Consider the following 18,347-nt stretch of genomic DNA (forward strand, 5'->3'; position numbering starts at 1 on the left):
ATTAACCTGATACTGGTATTAATAGTTTTAAAGTTTTTCGCTGATTCACTAAATTTAACAATCGCTTTCTTAATTCCATCTCATCTAACTCTGTATATTCCAAAATTAACTTTTCTATTTCTTCTATACGAACATTCATTTCTTGCCCTACATAAATTCTCGGGTGAACTTGCTTCTCATTCATTTCATCTTCTTTTAGTAATTCTTCAAAAAGCTTCTCTCCTGGGCGTATACCGGTAAATTCTATTCCTATTTCATCCAAAGAGTTTCCTGATAATCGAATGAGATTTTTAGCAAGATCAACTATTTTTACTGGTTCTCCCATATCCAGCACAAAAATTTCTCCTCCTTTAGCTAGCGCCCCAGCTTGCACTACGAGTCTTGATGCCTCCGGAATTGTCATAAAATAACGAACCATATCAGGATGAGTAACTGTAATTGGTCCACCATTTTGAATTTGTTTCTTAAATAAAGGTATGACGCTTCCGCGGCTACCTAATACATTTCCAAAACGTACTGTAACAAACTTTGTATGACTTATTTTATCTTTGTGCTGAATGACCATCTCAGCTAATTTCTTTGTTGCACCCATAACACTCGTCGGGTTCACCGCTTTATCGGAAGAAATCATAACAAACGTTCCTACTCCATGTGTTCTCGCTGCCTCTGCTATATTCATAGTTCCAATCAAATTATTTTTAACAGCCTCTTCAGGATTGTTCTCCATTAATGGTACATGTTTATGTGCGGCTGCATGATATACAACATTTGGAAGATGTTTATTCATTATTAAATGCATCTTCTTTTCATCTTGTATATCCGCGATTTCTGGAATAAACACGCCTCTCATATCGTTATATTTTTCATTTAATTCCATTTCTATGGAATAAATACTGTTTTCTCCATGCCCTAATAAAATCAATTTTTTCGGTTTAAATTTCGCAACTTGTCTACAAATTTCCGAACCAATTGATCCACCTGCACCAGTAACTAAAATGACTTTATCCGTTATATAATCTGAAATAATTTCCACATCTAACTCTACAGGATCTCGCCCTAATAAATCTTCTACTTGAACATCTCTAAATTCATTTACTGAAACCTTACCTGTTACTAAGTCTTCTAACATGGGAAGGATTTGAGTTTTTACTTTTGTTTTTAAACAATCTTTTAAAATAACATTTCTCTCTCTCTTGTTTAACGAAGGAATTGCCAAGATAACTATCTCAATATTCAGTTTTTTAATAACATAATCAATTTGATTCATACCACCTATTACTGGAATCCCCCAAATATCAAGATTATGCTTTTTGACATTATCATCAATAAACGCGACTGGCATTAATTCAGCAGTATTATTCTTCAACAACTGCCTTGCAACCATCGTCCCAGCTGATCCAGCACCAACAATTAACGTTCTTTTTTTATCACCCTTCTTTACATAATAAATATCTCTGTACATTCTCCAAATAAAGCGGGAACCACCAATTAATAAAATATGAATCATCCAAGTTACAACTAACAATCGAAAATACATTTTTTGCATAATGATTTGCTGTACAACCGCTGTAGTAAGTATTGAAAATGTAACGACCTTGCATATAATTAGCAACTCTCCTATACTTGCATATTCCAAAGCTTTTTTATACAATTTATAAACAAAAGCAAATAAATGATGACTAACTAATAGAGTGATAGAGCTAATAACTGATGATAAAGTGATAACACTAAAGCTAGCATTTACAAAAAAATAACTAAAAAAAACTGCACTTAATACAATCAGTGAATCCATTAAAAGCAATAACGATATCCTCCGGCGATACGTCATATAACTTCCTCCTTTAATCAATTCCTTACTGAACTCTTTCAAAGTTAAAGTTTCTAACTATATACTCTTTATTAAAAGTACATAGCTAGAAACTTTAATAAAATATGGGCATCTAACCCTCCCTCACATTACACTTTTGATGACTCGCATCTAAGGTTGCTTTCACAACCCACAGCATAATCGAGTGCCTCCATTGATAGCGGTCAGGAGACATCACCACATCACAATTCTATTATTCTTTCTTTATAACGAACATTTTTATGTAAGAAGGTTAAATTTATTATTCTAATCCCCTTTATACTTTCCCATTCAAAATTGCACCCAATATTCTGCTTTTCGTAAAACTTAGCGCTCTTTTCGTTTCAAGCGCATCTTCGCTCACAGTACGATTATATCGGATCACCAAAAGTACTCCTTCACACTTATCAACTAATACACTCGTATCTGTTACTTCTAATACAGGGGAAGAATCAAATAATATGATGTCATACCGTTCCATTGCCTTTTGAATTAACATATCCATCTCACCTGAACCAAGTACTTCAGATGGATTGAATGGTACTGGACCGCTAGTTAATATATCAAGACGTTCCATCTCTGTTTTTTTTACAGCGCCTTCTAAATTTGTTTTTCCGTTCAATATATCAGTTAATCCAACTGTATTTTCTACTCCAAACATTTCCTGAATCGTGGGTTTTCGTAAATTTGCATCTACTATCAATACTTTTTCACCTTTTTGTGCTATTGAGACTGCTAAATTAACTGTAATCGTTGATTTTCCTTCACCATACCTTGGAGAAGTAATAACTATAGTTCTGCTTTTATGAATAGACGAAGATAATTGAAGGTTTGTTCGAAGCGAACGATACTGCTCCGAAATTTTCGATCTTGGAGCTGTATAAGCAATTATACTTTCTCCTTTAACTTTATTTGTTTTTCGTCTATTTTTGTAGGCCACTCCGTTCCATCCCCCAGTACCACTGTATTTTTTTTACTGAATTTGTCTTCCGTATTTTTCCTATTCATTTTAGAAATCCCGCCCAAAACAGGGACATCTAACAATTGCTCAATTCGTCGTTCCGATTTGATTCTATCATCAAATGAATCCAATAAAAAAATAAAACCGATACTGAGCACCATACCTACAGAGAACGCAATTAGTATCGTCTTAAGGTGATTTATATTTATAGGCATCGAATGTTTTTGAACTGGGTCTTCTGGTAATATACTCACATTATTAAAATTTAGTATATTTGCTACTTCTTTCTTATAAACAGCCGCTGTCGTATTTGCAATTTTATGTGCAAGTACAGGATCAATATCCACTACATTTATTCTCATAATCTGAGAGCCTTGTACACTTTCTATACTTATTTGTCCACTTAATGCACCTGCAGATCTGTTAATATTTAATTCAGCCGCTACTTTTTCTAATATTACAGGCTCATTTACCATCGCTTTTAATGTATTCATCGTTTCAGCATTAGCTTGAACAATAACCCTTGCTGAGGAGGCATACAAAGGTGTTTTCATATACATACTATACATCGCTCCTCCTACGGTTGTGAGAGTCGTAAACAACAGTAGTATCCATACCCTTTTCCATATAACAGTAAATAGATTTTTTAAATTTATTTCCTTATTCATTACTTCTCCCCCTCATTTAATACCAATGAGATTCCAGTTGACATTCCCATAAAAAACAGAAATAAAAGTAATATGTTTTATTTTTTAAATATACAAACATTTCTAATTAATGCCATTTTAGTTCTTTATACAGAACGAGTCAACATAAATTATTCTTGTTAAATGACTTCTTAATTACACCTCATAAATTACGACAATATTCACTGCAATTCATTGTAGATAAATGACGAAAAAGCCCTGATATCGTAGTATCAGGGCTTTTTTTCTTAGTATAGAGATGTATTTCGATTACGTTCTCATTAGTGAACTTGCTTGCGGAATAAATAGTTTAACATGATGCTTTATTTCATATCACCATGTCCCAAAATTTTTTGTTTAACATCTGATAAATCCTTCGCCAACGAACTAAACGCTTTTGCTTGTTCTTCAATGACTTGTTGGTTTTTTTCAATAACTTTTTGATATTGTTCTTCGCGCTGTTCATTCTTTTTTTGTGTAGTAATAAGCATCCACACAAATAACGCTGCGAATGCTCCTTGTTGAATCATTGAATTTAAGATCTGCTCTTCTATTATTCTCACTCCTTTTCTAATCTAAATAATTACTCATTCGAGTGACTCTAATCTTTTATCATCTTTTAACACCAATATGTCCTTATAGCTATCTCTGTCTTATAATTCTTGCTAAAGCTATCTTTTATGTCATAACTTTATAAAATACAAAAACAGTTACTACTGGAATTTTTATCGAATATCTACAATGTCAAAGTGTTCCTCAGGTGTCCAACGATTCCCACCAATATCAATCCAGCCTTCTTTACGGAAGAATACTGTAAGGGGTTCTTTTGAAGTAATACGTCCTTTGTATGAGCCGTTAATTCCATCATAAAAGTTTACTCCATATCCTTCTGGGTATTTTGATATTGCTTTGAAAGGTCTCCAATAATAATGCTCCGCTTTTACCCAACGGCTTCTACCTAAATCTAACCACACATCATTATCTTCTCCCCAGTACGCATTCCAGTACAATACTTCTGCTGCTGTTGTAAAGTTCCCCTGATAGTTGCCATGTGGTCTATCATGATAGTTAATACCATAACCTTCCCAGTATATTGACTTTGCGAACCCAATCCCTTCTGGTTGCGGTGTACCAACAACGCCACCTTTACCTGTAAACCATTCAAGAGATTTTTCTCCGTTTAAGTAATTTAAATCTACATTACCAGATACGCCCGCAAGACTACCACTTTCCGTATACTGCCATAAATCACAGTTATAGGCTGGTTTATTTCCATAACGTGGAATCCAAAGGAAATCCGCATTCACAGTATTTAGTCCATAGCTTGTATACATGTGATGTGATACATATAGACCTATTTTCCAGCCAGCTGCACGGCATGTATCAATAAATGCCTGTGAAGCTTTCGCTAAGTTAACTGCTCCACAACTTGCTAATGTATCATCTTCCACATCTAATACTAAAAATTTCGCTTCTTTGTCAGCGCGCGCCATAAAATCATTCGCTTCTACAATAGCATCCTGAACACTTACATAACATCCATAAGCATAGTGTGCAAATGGGACACCATAGTCTTTACAACCTTGTACATACTCTTTATAACGTGTATCAATTGTCCTTGATCCATACTGTACACGTATAATAGCAAGTTCAAGCTCTTTACTAGCTGCCGCCCAATTTATTGAACCATTGTGATGAGATAAATCTGCAATTTTCTTCATTTCTATTCCTCTTCTTTCCTATATCAAAATTTATGAATAAAAAAACAACTCTTAATAGAGTTGTTTTTTTATCGAATATCTACAATGTCAAAGTGTTCCTCAGGTGCCCAACTATTCCCACCGATATCAATCCAGCCTTCTTTACGGAAGAATACTGTAAGAGGTTCTTTTGAAGTAATACGTCCTTTGTATGAGCCGTTAATTCCATCATAAAAGTTTACTCCATATCCTTCTGGATATTTTGATATTGCTTTGAAAGGTCTCCAATAATAATGCTCCGCTTTTACCCAACGGCTTCTACCTAAATCTAACCACACATCATTATCTTCTCCCCAGTACGCACCCCAGTATAATACTTCTGCTGCTGTTGTAAAGCTTCCCTGATAGTTGCCATGTGGTCTATCATGATAGTTAATACCATAACCTTCCCAGTATATTGACTTTGCGAACCCAATTCCTTCTGGTTGCGGTGTACCAACAGCGCCACCTTTCCCCAAGTAGTCTAATGGATTCACAGCATTACTCTTATTAATATTCCAGCCGCCTTTATGCATTTCAAAATGTAAGTGCTGACCATAAGCCTGTCCCGTTTCTCCCATAACCCCAATTGTTTGTCCTTGTGTAACAGAATCGCCTTCTTTAACTGTACGAGAACCACTTCGCATGTGAGCGTATACAGTTTCCCATGTAACTCCATTAATATTATGAACAATCATAATACATTCACCGTAACTAGATGAAAAATACGAACGACTAACTTTCCCACTAGCCGCTGCATAAATCGGATGATAGCCTGCTTCAGCAAGATCTACCCCATGATGATCTGGTCTGTCACCTCTAAAACCACTTGTTACTCTCGTTGTATTTGTTGGATAAATAAATGTTGCCATATGAATCTTCCTTTCTATTTTATATTGTCTATATTTATTATTTTTAGATATATTGTAGGTTTTCCAACCTTAAAACGAACAAAACAGAGAATTTCTCCATTGTTATCTACCATCAAAATATTATTCTTTTAACCATAAGTTAAATATTATTAAGATTACCAAAGACTCTTGAAAAACTATTATTTTATATGACTAATTCTTCTTTCCTACATTACAGTTTACGTATAAAAAACAACTCTTGGTAGAGTTGTTTTTTTATCGAATATCTACAATATCAAAGTGTTCCTCAGGTGCCCAACTATTCCCACCAATATCAATCCAGCCTTCTTTACGGAAGAATACTGTAAGGGGTTCTTTTGAAGTGATACGGCCTTTATATGAACCGTTAATTCCATCGTAAAAGTTTACTCCATATCCTTCTGGGTATTTTGATATTGCTTTGAAAGGTCTCCAATAATAATGCTCCGCTTTTACCCAACGGCTTCTACCTAAATCTAACCACACATCATTATCTTCTCCCCAGTACGCACCCCAGTATAATACTTCTGCTGCTGTTGTAAAGTTTCCCTGATAGTTGCCATGTGGTCTATCATGATAGTTAATACCATAGCCTTCCCAGTATATTGACTTCGCGAACCCAATTCCTTCTGGTTGTGGAACACCGCCTGCATTAAAATCTACATATTGTTTAACAATTTCAGCGTAGAAAAAATTACCGCCATTTTTATATCGATAACCACCATTGTACGCAACTGCGATAGGATGACTATATTTAACCATAGCACCAGTTGTATTTCCAAGTGATGGCGCAACAACCGTCTTAGAATACAGATCTGCCACCGGTAATGAATGTTGTTTATTGTTAGAAGCTAACCAGCGAAGATAAGCTCGTCCAAAATTATATGATTGAACAATGGCACTTAAATCTGTAATACCATTTTTCTTTGCATCATCAAAAGCTCCTTTTAAATGCTTTACTCCGTAATACACTGAATATTTAGGATTCTTGATTGTATTCATTGCCCATCCTTGTGATTCACTTGACTGCATAATATCCGGTGTTGTTTCAGAGTTCCCTCCACTTTCCACCATAATAATTCCAAGTACGTAAGGAACTAATTCCGAAACACCTTGTGCAGCACATTCACTTTCTACCATTGATTGCCAACGTAACACTTGTTGTGGCAGATTCTTTGTTTTAACTGAAGCAGCTAATATACTCATTACTAAACATCTCCTTATTTTCCTATTATTTTTGTCTAAAAAACTACTACCTCACTACATATGGTTATCAGCCAAATACCCATTAATCTATAAAATTACTTCATGTTGCTCACCTTCTTTCACACCAAAAAGAGCAACCATAAAAATAGTTGCTCTTTCGTCGAAATCTTATATTACTACTATAAATCACTTTTTCAATACTTTCTGTACACCGCATGTACCCTACAAAAAGGTAACATTAAAATCCATCTAAAAACTTGACAATTTTTCTTATTTCAGCGTGTTTGCGTCGAATATAGCCTGTACTATAATGCAATTCAAATGCTATTTGTTCTAAGGTCATTCCATCAACATATTTCATTTTAAGTATTTGATGATCCAGTCCTGCAAACTTATTCATCAAAAGCTTTAAATCAAATTCTTCATTCATCTTATGAGCTAATTCATATTCAATTGCTTCAATCCGGTCTTCTACCTTAGCCCCTTCCGACTCAGCGGTTAATCGTACATTTTGCAAGTCCCCACTAGTCCAGCGCTTTAATTCTGCTTTTGATTTGTCTAAGTTGTATTCTAAATAAGCGATTTCTTCTTCTAACTTCTTATAATCTTTGAGCCATTCAAACATCTGACGATTCACCTACTTCCTTTTTGTAAATTTAAATACTACTAATTTAATAAAACTTATATCCTTATTGGCTTTTTCAATCTTTGTTATTTGTAGAACATCTTTCATTTAATAAACACAACCATTTCCTACTATTTATAAATTCATTTTCTCTTTAGAATTCCAATACTGTAATTAACTCCTGAATAGATAATGAAAAACACCCTTCGAACAATCCTTGTAAGACATTAATAATCAAACAGAAATCACAAATTGTTAATACTTGCTCCAAACATTCACGAATATCTTCAAAGATGTTTAATATACATCAAACATTTTTGAAGAATATAATCATTTAATCTTAGCATTAAGATAATGCATTTTTAAACACCAAAGTCGTCGACCATTTTATCTTTTCTTAAGACTTATATTTATTTAATACCTCTTTTAATCTCTCACGCTCTTCCTCAGTGTACTGCGCGGGTTTTCTTTCCACTTCTTGATTCGTGTGTTCGTCATCTTTATATAACCAATCTGGGACAAGCTCTTTTCTAGTCGAATAATTTCTACCTGATTCATTAAATTTCTTATTCTTACTCATTTTGAAACGTCTATCTAGCGCGGTCACATCAGCAAATGTTTTAACTTTTTGCTCCTTCCAATTACTCAATATAGCTTTAACGTAGTTCCATCTTGGTGCATTCTCATCAATAGCTTTATTAGTTGCATACTGAATTAACTCACTACTAAACAAATCACAAAAATCGCCTAACTCCGTAAATGCAATTTCACTTAACGGAATGCCTCTCTCTTTTAAAAAATTATAATTTTTTTTAAACTCTCTACCGAATAATATATGAGATTCTAATTTATCCTTATCATCATGATTAGTATTTTGTATTTTAGTATTTAGTTTATTGATATTTAGTAGTGTCGGATTTTCCTCATATGGCTTTCCTACATCTTGCTTTTCCACTTGTGGAATTCTCTTTTGTGGTGTTTCATAAATTTCCGTATCCCATCTTTTAATTTTTTTTGTATGTTCATCACGAACGGGATAACGCTTTACATACCCTAATTCTTTTAGTTCTTTAAAACCTGTACGTAATGAATCTTCTCCATCCTTTGCATGTTGAGCTAATTCACTAATATGAAAAGTCCAATCATCTGGTAGTGTAAGTGTATAAGCCAAAATTCCTTTTGCCTTCCATGACAACCTTTTATCTTTTAAACCAGTATTATTTATGACGGAATAATTACTATCTTTTTTCACTCGAATAATCCCCATACTAGTCACCTCATAAATTCTCAAAATCGATATTCAATGTTATACTTATTCAGAGATATTTTTTTATAGAATCCGCTGCAACGGATTCTTTTTTTATGTACTCATTTAAATCCATCATGCTATCCATATTTTTTCTCCTAAATCTTTCTTATTCCTCAAATTCAACATCAACTTGAATTTCGATATTCATAGAAATTTCTTGTGTTATACGAATAACATTTGGACTTATTCCTTTTTGGATAAGCTTTTTAATCTGCTGTTTTGCGGCATCTTTTGTTTTAAATTCACTGACAGTTGGTAGACCTACTAAATTGCCAGTAATCACTAAAATTTTCCGTTGCATGTTTCTTCCTCCTATTGAAATTCTGCCATATTTATTTGTGAGTTTTTAACTTTAATTTCTTCATTTAAAACTGTTGGAATTGAATATTCTTCATTAATTATTTGTATAGCTCTATCCAAATGATTACGTTTAATAGCTTTATAACTATTCACACCAAACTCTCGATGTAATTGACTATAAATATCGCTATACAGCTTTTTTCTAAGACTGTTATCCTGATAAGAATTCGAATTTTTACCCCCCAATAACAAAAAACCTAACCTTTTTACAGCCTTTGTTATTTCGTCACATTCAATGGCGTATAGCGGAGCGTTTTCTCGTAACCCCTTCACTTCAGTCTTAATCTCTTGTATTTCTTGCGTATGTCCTTCTAAAGCTGCAAACGTTAACTTTAGGACTCCCATAGCATCCTTTGGTATTTTGTTCTGACTTTGTATATACCTCCTCATCCGTTTGAACTCTTCAATAAATTTAATTTTCGTTTGCACAGCTTCTCTAGAGTTATACCCCATAGCAAGTAATACGAAAGCTTCTTCAGTTAAATTGTATTTAGACATGCGCTCACCCTGTGAATTGATATAAGTGGACTCGTAAGAATTTCCTTGCGCAAATTCTTCACCCGCATATACAATATTTTTACAATATCCTCCAAAACGTAGTAATGATCTTTCCCGAACGTTTTCGCAATTACCAAACTATCCGTTACTACCTCACCATTAACTTCAAATACTAGTTCACTATGTACTAATACTTCGGTTAAGTGATCCATTCTGATCTCCTCCTCATCTATAATTTTCAATTACCTTCCTTACATTTACATACCCTTGCATCAAGCGTTATTATTTACCAATTTTCTTGGACATTAACCAATCCTCAACATTCAAATTATGTGATTTAATATAAAATATTTCCTTAACTCTCCAATAAAGCTTTGCTTAATAATTTCGTTATTGAGTTAAAAATTCAATATTTTATGTTCCAAAAAAGTAGGGTTTCTTTTCACACTACAATTCGGCTTGTTTTCTTCAAATTCAAAAAGATATTCTAAATTATGATCAGGAAAAAAGGTTTCCTTAATTTCAAGAGCCTCATCATAATAAAAACGAAATTTACCATTAATTTTGTCGCACACTGTTGCGTAGCGAAGATTCAGATGCGAAGAGATTTGGGTAATTACAATCCCTTTTCTCGCCATCTCTGCACGCAGATTCGGATACATTAGCTCACCTCCTTAATTTTTATACGAAATTGCGTTTATTTCCACTTTAATATATACGCATTTCCGTACAAAGTCAATGATATAATAGGAAAATACACTCAATATCGTACAAAACACTATTTACTTATAAATTCAGCTAAGTTATGATAGTAACAAACATACTCAATATCGTATACATTTTATAAGAAGGATGGTGAAGTTTATGGAAAAAGCAAAGATTGTAACACGCTTAATAAAAGAAGCTGGATATAGCAAAAGAGCTTTCGCAGAAAAAATCGGGCTCCCTCCCACAACACTGCAATCAATGTTATCAAGAGGAATCGGTAAAGCATCTGTTGATAATGTAATAAAAGTTTGTAAGGGATTAGGGATCACTACTGATGATTTAGAGGTGCTCACAACTAAAGGGGATAATACAGTTAAAGAAGAAGTTTCTATTTATGAAACCATTCAAAACGACCAATCAAACATTATCCATATCCCAATCATTGGTTCTGTCGCAGCCGGTACACCTATATTCGCCGAAGAAAATATCGAGGGTTATTTACCAATGCTAAGTACATTTTTAAATAAGCGTAAAAAGTATTTTTATCTTACTGTAAAAGGCACTAGCATGAATCTCGAATTCCCTGATGGTTCTTATGTTCTGGTAGAAGAAACTCCTTATGTTGAGAATGGGCAAATTGCTGTTGTAAAAGTCAATGGTTATGATGCAACTGTGAAAAAAATCTCAAAATCTGGAAGCATCATTACTTTAATACCATTGAGTAATCATCCTATCCATGAACCACAGACTTACGACCTTTCAGCTGAAGATGTAAAAATCATTGGTCGCGTTGTACAAGCAGTAAAAAATTATTAAATTTTTAGCGCTAGCAATTTATTGAAAAAAGAACCGATTCTAATAAAGGTTTATTGAAATTACCATCCCTATTATTAAGATACTCTTATACTGAAGATTTTTAGTGGCTGTTTTGTGGTTTCTTTTCATTTTGCGCCACTTGAAGTTAACTTTATAAAAAAGAAAAAAGCCCTGATACCGTAGTATCAGGGCTTTTTTCTCTCTTAGTATAGAGACATATATTGATCGCGTTCCCATTGGTGAACTTGTGTGCGGAAGATATCCCACTCAATCTCTTTTGCTTCGATGAAGTGCTCAAGTAAATGTTCTCCTAGTGCACTGCATACTACTTCATTAGATTGTAATGTAACTAACGCTTGCGCTAATGTTGCTGGTAAGTCAACGATACCTGCTTCTTCGCGCTCTTCTTTTGTCATTACATAGATGTTACGGTCTACTGCAGCTGGTGGAGTTAATTTATTTTTAATTCCGTCAAGACCTGCAGCTAATAATGTAGCCATTACTAAATATGGGTTTGCAGCTGGGTCAACACTACGTACTTCTACGCGTGTACTAATACCACGAGATGCAGGGATACGTACTAATGGGCTACGGTTTTGTGCAGACCATGCTACGTAACAAGGAGCTTCATATCCAGGTACTAAACGTTTGTAAGAGTTTACAGTTGGGTTTGCTACCGCTGTAAATGCTGGTGCATGTTTTAAAATACCTGCGATAAAGTGACGAGCATCATCACTTAATTGTAAATCACCGTTTTGATCGAAGAATACGTTCTCACCATTTTTAAATAGTGATAAGTTACAGTGCATACCTGAACCGTTCACACCGTATAATGGTTTTGGCATAAATGTTGCATGTAAACCATGTTTACGAGCAATTGTTTTTACAACAAGTTTGAATGTTTGAATGTCATCACATGAGCGAATTGCATTTGCATATTTAAAGTCAATTTCGTGTTGACCTGGTGCAACTTCATGGTGAGACGCTTCAATTTCAAAGCCCATTTCTTCAAGCTCAAGAACGATATCACGACGACAGTTTTCCCCTAGATCCATCGGCGCAAGGTCGAAGTATCCACCGTTATCGTTTAATTCTAATGTTGGATTTCCTTTTTCATCAACTTTGAATAGGAAGAATTCTGGCTCTGGTCCAAGATTGAAATCTGAGAATCCTAAAGCTTCCATTTCTTTTAATACACGTTTTAAATTGTTACGTGGATCTCCGTCAAATGGAGCACCATCTGCAGTATAAATATCACAGATTAAACGAGCTACTTTACCTTTTTCAGCTGTCCAAGGGAAAATTACCCAAGTATCTAAATCCGGATATAAATACATATCAGATTCTTCAATACGTACGAAACCTTCAATAGAAGATCCATCAAACATCATTTTGTTATCAAGAGCTTTTGTTAATTGGCTCACTGGAATTTCTACGTTTTTAATTACTCCTAAAAGGTCCGTAAATTGCAGACGGATATACTTTACATTCTCTTCTTTCGCCAAACGGAAAATATCTTCTTTTGTGTACCTAGCCATTATAAATTCCTCCTTAGTCCCTCTAAACACCTTCAGAATCAGTTATCTTTAGTGAAAAAACCTTGAAATGTCACCTTGTCGCAATGAAGTTCGATTAAATCTACCTGTATGTTGTAGTTCATCTCGAAGTATTTTGCGAAGCTCCGTTTTTGAAATTTCTTTCGTTTCTTCTTTTACTTTCACTGCTTCTGTTTGATTTTCTTTCATTAGTAACACTTGCTTAATACCAGCCATATTTAAGCCTTGATCTAATAAATCTTTAATCTCTAACAACTTATCTACATCGTTAAATGAAAATAATCTACGATTCCCCTTTGTACGGGTTGGAGAAACAAGATTGTGCTCTTCATAGTAGCGAATTTGACGTGCAGACAATTGTGTTAAATCCATAACAATACCAATAGGAAACAGCGGGGCAGAACGTCTATCTTCTTTCATTGTTTCAGTTCCTCCTTCGCCTTAACTGCTTCTCATTTTATATTATGTTATGTTTAGTGTCAATAGATGTTAGCTTTTCTTACATGATTTTTTAAAGTTTTTTTCATTCTTTTTTCTAATGGCACAAATCATTACTTTTACACGAAAAAAGCTGCCGAAATCGACAGCTTCCCTTTAAGAAATTGTTAATAATTTTTTTTCGATTAACGCATCAATCGCAGAACAAATTGCAATCTTCACATGAGAATACGTTAATCCACCCTGTACATAAGCAACGTAAGGCGGACGAATTGGGCCATCAGCCGACAATTCAATACTTGCACCTTGAATAAACGTTCCCGCAGCCATAATTACATCATCTTCATAACCCGGCATATAGTTTGCGTACGGAGTGAAATGAGAATTAATCGGAGATGCATATTGAATCGCTTGACAAAAGGCAATCATACGATCTTTATCATCGAATTGAACAGATTGAATTAAGTCCGTTCTTGGCGCATTCCACGCTGGTGACGTGTTCATTCCTAACTTTTCTAAAAATGCCGCTGTAAAGATTGCACCTTTTAGTGCTTGTCCCGCTACATGCGGCGCTAAGAAGAACCCTTGGTACATTTCTTGTAAACTGTATAAAGATGCCCCTGCTTCAGCACCAATCCCTGGAGATGTTAAACGATATGCACATGCTTCAACATATTGTTCTTTCCCAACAATGTAACCACCAGTTTTAACGATTCCACCGCCTGGGTTTTTAATAAGCGAGCCCGCCATTAAATCTGCACCTACATGGCACGGCTCTTGTTCTTCAATAAACTCGCCATAACAGTTGTCAACAAATACAACTACATCAGGTTTAATTTCCTTAACAAACGAAATCATCTCTTTAATTTGAGAAATAGTAAACGACGGACGAGTAGCATATCCCTTTGAGCGCTGAATACCAATCATCTTCGTATTACTATGAATCGCAGCCGCAACAGCTTCAAAGTCCACAAGCCCCTCTTCCGTTAACGAAACTGCGTTATAACCGATATTATATTCTTTAAATGACCCTACACCTTTTCCGCGTACACCAACGATTTCCTCTAACGTATCATACGGTTTCCCCGTTATGTATAGTAGCTCATCTCCCGGACGTAAAATACCAAATAAAGCTGTTGAAATCGCATGAGTCCCCGAAATAATTTGCGGACGAACAAGACCCGCTTCCGCTCCAAATACATCAGCATACACTTTTTCTAATGTGTCACGACCAATATCGTCATATCCATAGCCAGTCGTTGGAATAAAATGCGAGTCACTAATTTTATGTTTACGAAAACTTTCTAATACACGAAATTGATTACTTTCAATCACTTCATCTGCACGTTTATGCACTTCTGTAATTTGACTTTCTACTTCTTTTACAATAGGAGCCATTTTTTCTCCATTTTTTAAACGATCAAACATTATCATTTTCTCCTTCTTCCACTAAAAATCTCTTTAACTGCCCATTATATGGCGAATAGGCAAATATATATCCTGTACAACTATATACAAATTTATCTTCCAGAAATTCCATCTTTGTTAATAGAGTTTCCGTCTTTAATAACGTTAACAACTTACCTTCACTCGGAGGAATCTCCACTTGATATGGATCCATTTCTTCCTTCATTTTCGTTTCTATCGCTTCTTTTATATGTAATAAATCGATTTCTTCAAAAGCACTAGTCATTAAGAAGTCGCTTTTCGGAAACGGAATAAAATTTTGATGTAATGCATCTTTTTTATTGTATAACGTAATAATCGGAATATGATTAATTTCAAGTTCTGACAATAACTTCTTTACCGTTTTCTCATGCCCTACATAGTTTGGATCTGCAGAATCAACAACATGTAAAATAACATCTGCTTCACCAGCTTCTTCTAGTGTTGAACGAAAAGCTGCAATTAACGACGTAGGTAAATCTTGTATAAAACCAACCGTATCAGTTAGCAACACTGTATAACCAGAAGGTAACGGCATCTTCCTTGTTGTCGGATCTAACGTTGCAAACAATAAGTTTTCTTCAAACGTATCCGCTTCCGTTAATCTATTAAATAGCGTCGATTTCCCAGCATTTGTATATCCTATTAATGAAACTTGAAATACTTTATTGTCTTTTCTTCTCTCACGGTATCTTTTTCGATGTTCCACAACAACCGCAAGTTGTTTCTTTATTTCATCAATACGCGATCGAATATGACGACGATCCGTCTCAAGTTTCGTCTCACCCGGCCCTCTTGTTCCAATACCACCACCAAGACGTGATAAAGACAAACCTTGCCCCATTAGACGCGGCATTGTATATTGCAACTGGGCTAACTCCACTTGAAGCTTACCCTCTCTCGACTTCGCACGTTGCGCAAAAATATCTAATATGAGTTGCGTTCGATCGATTACTCTTGCATCTAATACTGAGGATAAATTCCGAATTTGACTCGGCGTTAACTCGTTATTAAATATAATAACATCCGGCTCTAATTCTTCTGTTAACATTGTAAGCTCTTCTAATTTACCTTTACCTATATAAGTCACTGGATGAAACTTCGGTCGTTTTTGCGTTGTTGACACTAACACTTTCGCTCGCGCAGTCTTTGCTAACGATGCAAGTTCTTTCATGGAATGCATAAACTGTTCATCGTCATCTTGCTGTAATTGACAGCCTACTAATATGACTTTTTCTTTTTCTTCCATCAAATATGTTCACTCATCCTTTTCGAAATTTAAACCTTCTAATATAATAGCAGAGGAAGCACATTTCATCTAGTTAGCGGGGGAGAAAATTCATGGCATGGGAGATTTTTAGCATCATAGGCACAATCGCATTCGCACTAAGCGGAGCCATTGTTGCAATGGAAGAGGATTATGACATTTTCGGGGTGTATATTTTAGGAATGGCAACCGCATTTGGGGGAGGTGCCCTTCGTAATTTACTAATCGGTTATCCGATTGTCGCGTTTTGGCAACAAGACATGTTATTCCAAATCGCACTTTTATCAATGACAATTATTTTTCTTTTTCCAAATAAATTAATTAAACATTGGAAAAAATGGGAAAACATTACTGACGCTATCGGCTTATCAGCATTCGCCATACAAGGGGCATTATATGCTCAAAAACTAAATTTACCCATTAGCGCTACAATCGTAGCAGCTGTTTTAACCGGTATTGGCGGCGGGATTATTCGCGATCTTTTAGCCCGTAGAAAACCTCTCGTCCTTCGAGCTGAAGTATATGCTTTTTGGACGATTCTAGCAGGCTTCTTAATTGGGGCTCAAATTATTGTTAGTGATTGGGCTCTTTACACCTTATTCATTTTAATTGTTTGCTTCCGCATGCTTTCTATTCATTACAAATGGCATTTACCGCATCGACGTATCGACACAAACGAACGTTCAATGCATAAATAGCAATTCTAACCTCTTTACATATCGTAAAGAGGTTTTTCTTTTCTAACGATTTTTTCTTTACTTAATGTTTATACTAATTTTTAAAGTGAGGTGAATACAAATGACAAACCACGTTAATAAAGGAGCTCAAAAAAGCTCAGTAAACCAATTTGGGCACGATTCTAATTCAGCACACGAAAAGAGCGCTAAAATGGAACGTTTCCATAAATCTCACCAAGAAAAAGAAAAAAAAGAATAAACGAACATATGCACAAAAAACAGACGCACAGTTTATGTACTGTGCGTCTCCTCTTCCAACATTAAATCAACACTTGATATTCCAATTAAATCATACTTATCATACGTATCTTCTTGCAACAACCGCATAGCCTGTGTACGAATCGATTTTTCAACAATATTCCGTACGTATCGGCCATTACTAAACGATGTAATTTGCGACGAATACTTTACAGCATGTAAATGATCTCTAAATTTCCATTCCGCTTCCTTTGATAACTGGTATTCACGCTCTTCATACATTCTCTTCCCAATTTCCAACAACTGATTTACCGAATAATCCGCAAACTCAATAATAAACGGAAAACGAGATTGCAGTCCTGGATTTAATGAAAGGAAGTGATTCATCTCTCTTGAATACCCAGCCAAAATCAATACAAAACCATGTTGTTTATCCTCCATATGCTTTACGAGCGTATCAATTGCTTCCTTTCCAAAATCCTTCTCTCCACCTCGAGCTAAAGAATACGCCTCATCAATAAACAAAATACCTCCCATTGCTTTTTTTATTAAATCTCTTGTTTTTTGAGCCGTATGGCCAATGTATTCTCCTACAAGATCAGCACGTTCCGCTTCAACTAAATGCCCTTTTGATAGAATATTCATCTCAAACAACAATTTCCCTATCATTCTAGCAACAGTTGTCTTTCCTGTACCTGGATTCCCTTTAAACAACATATGGAGTACTTGCTTCTCAGATTTCAATCCCATTTCTTGTCTTTTTTTATTTACATAAATCCAAGCATATATTTCTTTTATTATCTTTTTTATATCATCCATCCCAACGAGTTTCCCCATCTCTTCTTCAATTCTTTGCAGCATCTCATGTTTAATTGTAGTTTCATTTGAAATTTCCGTTTTATTTTCTGATGCTGGTAAAGAAATTTTCTTTCGATGGTTTAACACAATATTAATTTGATTATTATTTTTCTTTCGCATCGATTGTTCCATACAATCACCTCATTTTATCCCGCAATTTGCAGGCAGTAAGACTCCCACCTCAAAATTCAGCGAATGCGAGG

General features: G+C 35.0%; 19 protein-coding genes and 1 pseudogene. 3 read left to right on the forward strand and 17 right to left on the reverse strand.

The genetic code is table 11. From position 1 onward, the window contains the following. Position 1: 1 nt before the first annotated feature. The 12 genes and pseudogenes from MHB70_RS16705 to MHB70_RS16760 all read right to left on the reverse strand — a co-directional run bounded on the left by MHB70_RS16705 (position 2) and on the right by MHB70_RS16760 (position 10,782). Complete coding sequence (locus tag MHB70_RS16705) at positions 2-1,828, reverse strand: polysaccharide biosynthesis protein (RefSeq protein ID WP_000222377.1); 1,827 nt, start codon at positions 1,826-1,828, stop codon at positions 2-4. 295 nt (positions 1,829-2,123) lie between these two features. Next, positions 2,124-2,786: a CpsD/CapB family tyrosine-protein kinase gene (locus MHB70_RS16710; RefSeq protein WP_000323603.1), complete on the reverse strand. Its 663-nt coding sequence runs from the start codon at positions 2,784-2,786 to the stop codon at positions 2,124-2,126. Further along, positions 2,735-3,475, reverse strand: coding sequence for a YveK family protein (locus MHB70_RS16715; RefSeq protein WP_001031073.1), 741 nt, complete (start codon positions 3,473-3,475; stop codon positions 2,735-2,737). The genes MHB70_RS16710 and MHB70_RS16715 overlap by 52 nt, the downstream gene beginning before the upstream one ends. Before the next feature lie 341 nt (positions 3,476-3,816). Beyond that, positions 3,817-4,047: a BhlA/UviB family holin-like peptide gene (locus tag MHB70_RS16720; protein ID WP_073990767.1), complete on the reverse strand. Its 231-nt coding sequence runs from the start codon at positions 4,045-4,047 to the stop codon at positions 3,817-3,819. Between the two features lie 171 nt (positions 4,048-4,218). Further along, entirely contained in the window at positions 4,219-5,214 is a 996-nt protein-coding gene (locus MHB70_RS16725) for a GH25 family lysozyme (protein ID WP_000716771.1), read from the reverse strand. A 68-nt stretch (positions 5,215-5,282) separates the two neighbouring features. Beyond that, entirely contained in the window at positions 5,283-6,104 is an 822-nt protein-coding gene (locus MHB70_RS16730; protein WP_000190134.1) for a M23 family metallopeptidase, read from the reverse strand. A gap of 255 nt (positions 6,105-6,359) precedes the next feature. Continuing rightward, the gene (locus MHB70_RS16735; protein WP_341343689.1) at positions 6,360-7,328 is read right to left on the reverse strand and encodes a lysozyme family protein; all 969 of its coding nucleotides are present in this window, start codon (positions 7,326-7,328) and stop codon (positions 6,360-6,362) included. A 238-nt stretch (positions 7,329-7,566) separates the two neighbouring features. After that, on the reverse strand, positions 7,567-7,953 hold the full coding sequence (locus tag MHB70_RS16740) for a hypothetical protein (protein ID WP_000464429.1): 387 nt from the start codon (positions 7,951-7,953) through the stop codon (positions 7,567-7,569). Positions 7,954-8,350: 397 nt separating this feature from the next. After that, entirely contained in the window at positions 8,351-9,220 is an 870-nt protein-coding gene (locus tag MHB70_RS16745; protein ID WP_000511428.1) for a DnaD domain protein, read from the reverse strand. Between the two features lie 148 nt (positions 9,221-9,368). Next, positions 9,369-9,563, reverse strand: coding sequence for a hypothetical protein (locus MHB70_RS16750; protein WP_001189063.1), 195 nt, complete (start codon positions 9,561-9,563; stop codon positions 9,369-9,371). A gap of 11 nt (positions 9,564-9,574) precedes the next feature. Next, a pseudogene (locus MHB70_RS16755) lies at positions 9,575-10,332 on the reverse strand (ORF6C domain-containing protein). 186 nt (positions 10,333-10,518) lie between these two features. Further along, on the reverse strand, positions 10,519-10,782 hold the full coding sequence (locus MHB70_RS16760) for a hypothetical protein (protein ID WP_000283429.1): 264 nt from the start codon (positions 10,780-10,782) through the stop codon (positions 10,519-10,521). 202 nt (positions 10,783-10,984) lie between these two features. Here MHB70_RS16760 and MHB70_RS16765 point away from each other — a divergent pair, with 202 nt between their 5' ends. Further along, positions 10,985-11,644, forward strand: coding sequence for a LexA family protein (locus tag MHB70_RS16765; protein WP_002104824.1), 660 nt, complete (start codon positions 10,985-10,987; stop codon positions 11,642-11,644). A gap of 203 nt (positions 11,645-11,847) precedes the next feature. On the opposite strand, the gene glnA is transcribed toward MHB70_RS16765, so the two are convergent. From glnA to hflX, 4 genes are all read right to left on the reverse strand, one after another. Next, on the reverse strand, positions 11,848-13,182 hold the full coding sequence (glnA, locus tag MHB70_RS16770; protein ID WP_000135333.1) for a type I glutamate--ammonia ligase: 1,335 nt from the start codon (positions 13,180-13,182) through the stop codon (positions 11,848-11,850). Between the two features lie 48 nt (positions 13,183-13,230). Continuing rightward, positions 13,231-13,620, reverse strand: coding sequence for a transcriptional repressor GlnR (gene glnR, locus MHB70_RS16775; protein ID WP_000656783.1), 390 nt, complete (start codon positions 13,618-13,620; stop codon positions 13,231-13,233). A gap of 174 nt (positions 13,621-13,794) precedes the next feature. Continuing rightward, on the reverse strand, positions 13,795-15,066 hold the full coding sequence (locus MHB70_RS16780; protein WP_000460315.1) for a methionine gamma-lyase family protein: 1,272 nt from the start codon (positions 15,064-15,066) through the stop codon (positions 13,795-13,797). Further along, entirely contained in the window at positions 15,059-16,333 is a 1,275-nt protein-coding gene (gene hflX / locus MHB70_RS16785) for a GTPase HflX (RefSeq protein WP_000391423.1), read from the reverse strand. Before hflX ends, MHB70_RS16780 begins: the two co-directional genes overlap by 8 nt. A 92-nt stretch (positions 16,334-16,425) precedes the next feature. Here hflX and MHB70_RS16790 point away from each other — a divergent pair, with 92 nt between their 5' ends. Together MHB70_RS16790 and MHB70_RS16795 are read left to right on the forward strand one after the other, a co-directional pair. Beyond that, positions 16,426-17,049: a trimeric intracellular cation channel family protein gene (locus tag MHB70_RS16790; protein ID WP_000312260.1), complete on the forward strand. Its 624-nt coding sequence runs from the start codon at positions 16,426-16,428 to the stop codon at positions 17,047-17,049. Between the two features lie 100 nt (positions 17,050-17,149). Next, the gene (locus tag MHB70_RS16795) at positions 17,150-17,287 is read left to right on the forward strand and encodes a hypothetical protein (RefSeq protein WP_000181509.1); all 138 of its coding nucleotides are present in this window, start codon (positions 17,150-17,152) and stop codon (positions 17,285-17,287) included. A 32-nt stretch (positions 17,288-17,319) separates the two neighbouring features. Here the strand turns inward: MHB70_RS16795 and spoVK are convergent, their stop codons facing one another. Further along, complete coding sequence (spoVK, locus tag MHB70_RS16800) at positions 17,320-18,276, reverse strand: stage V sporulation protein K (RefSeq protein WP_000438193.1); 957 nt, start codon at positions 18,274-18,276, stop codon at positions 17,320-17,322. Positions 18,277-18,347 lie beyond the last annotated feature (71 nt).

The organism is Bacillus sp. FSL M7-1020, assembly GCF_038050415.1.
GTDB classification, from domain to species: domain Bacteria; phylum Bacillota; class Bacilli; order Bacillales; family Bacillaceae_G; genus Bacillus_A; species Bacillus_A toyonensis.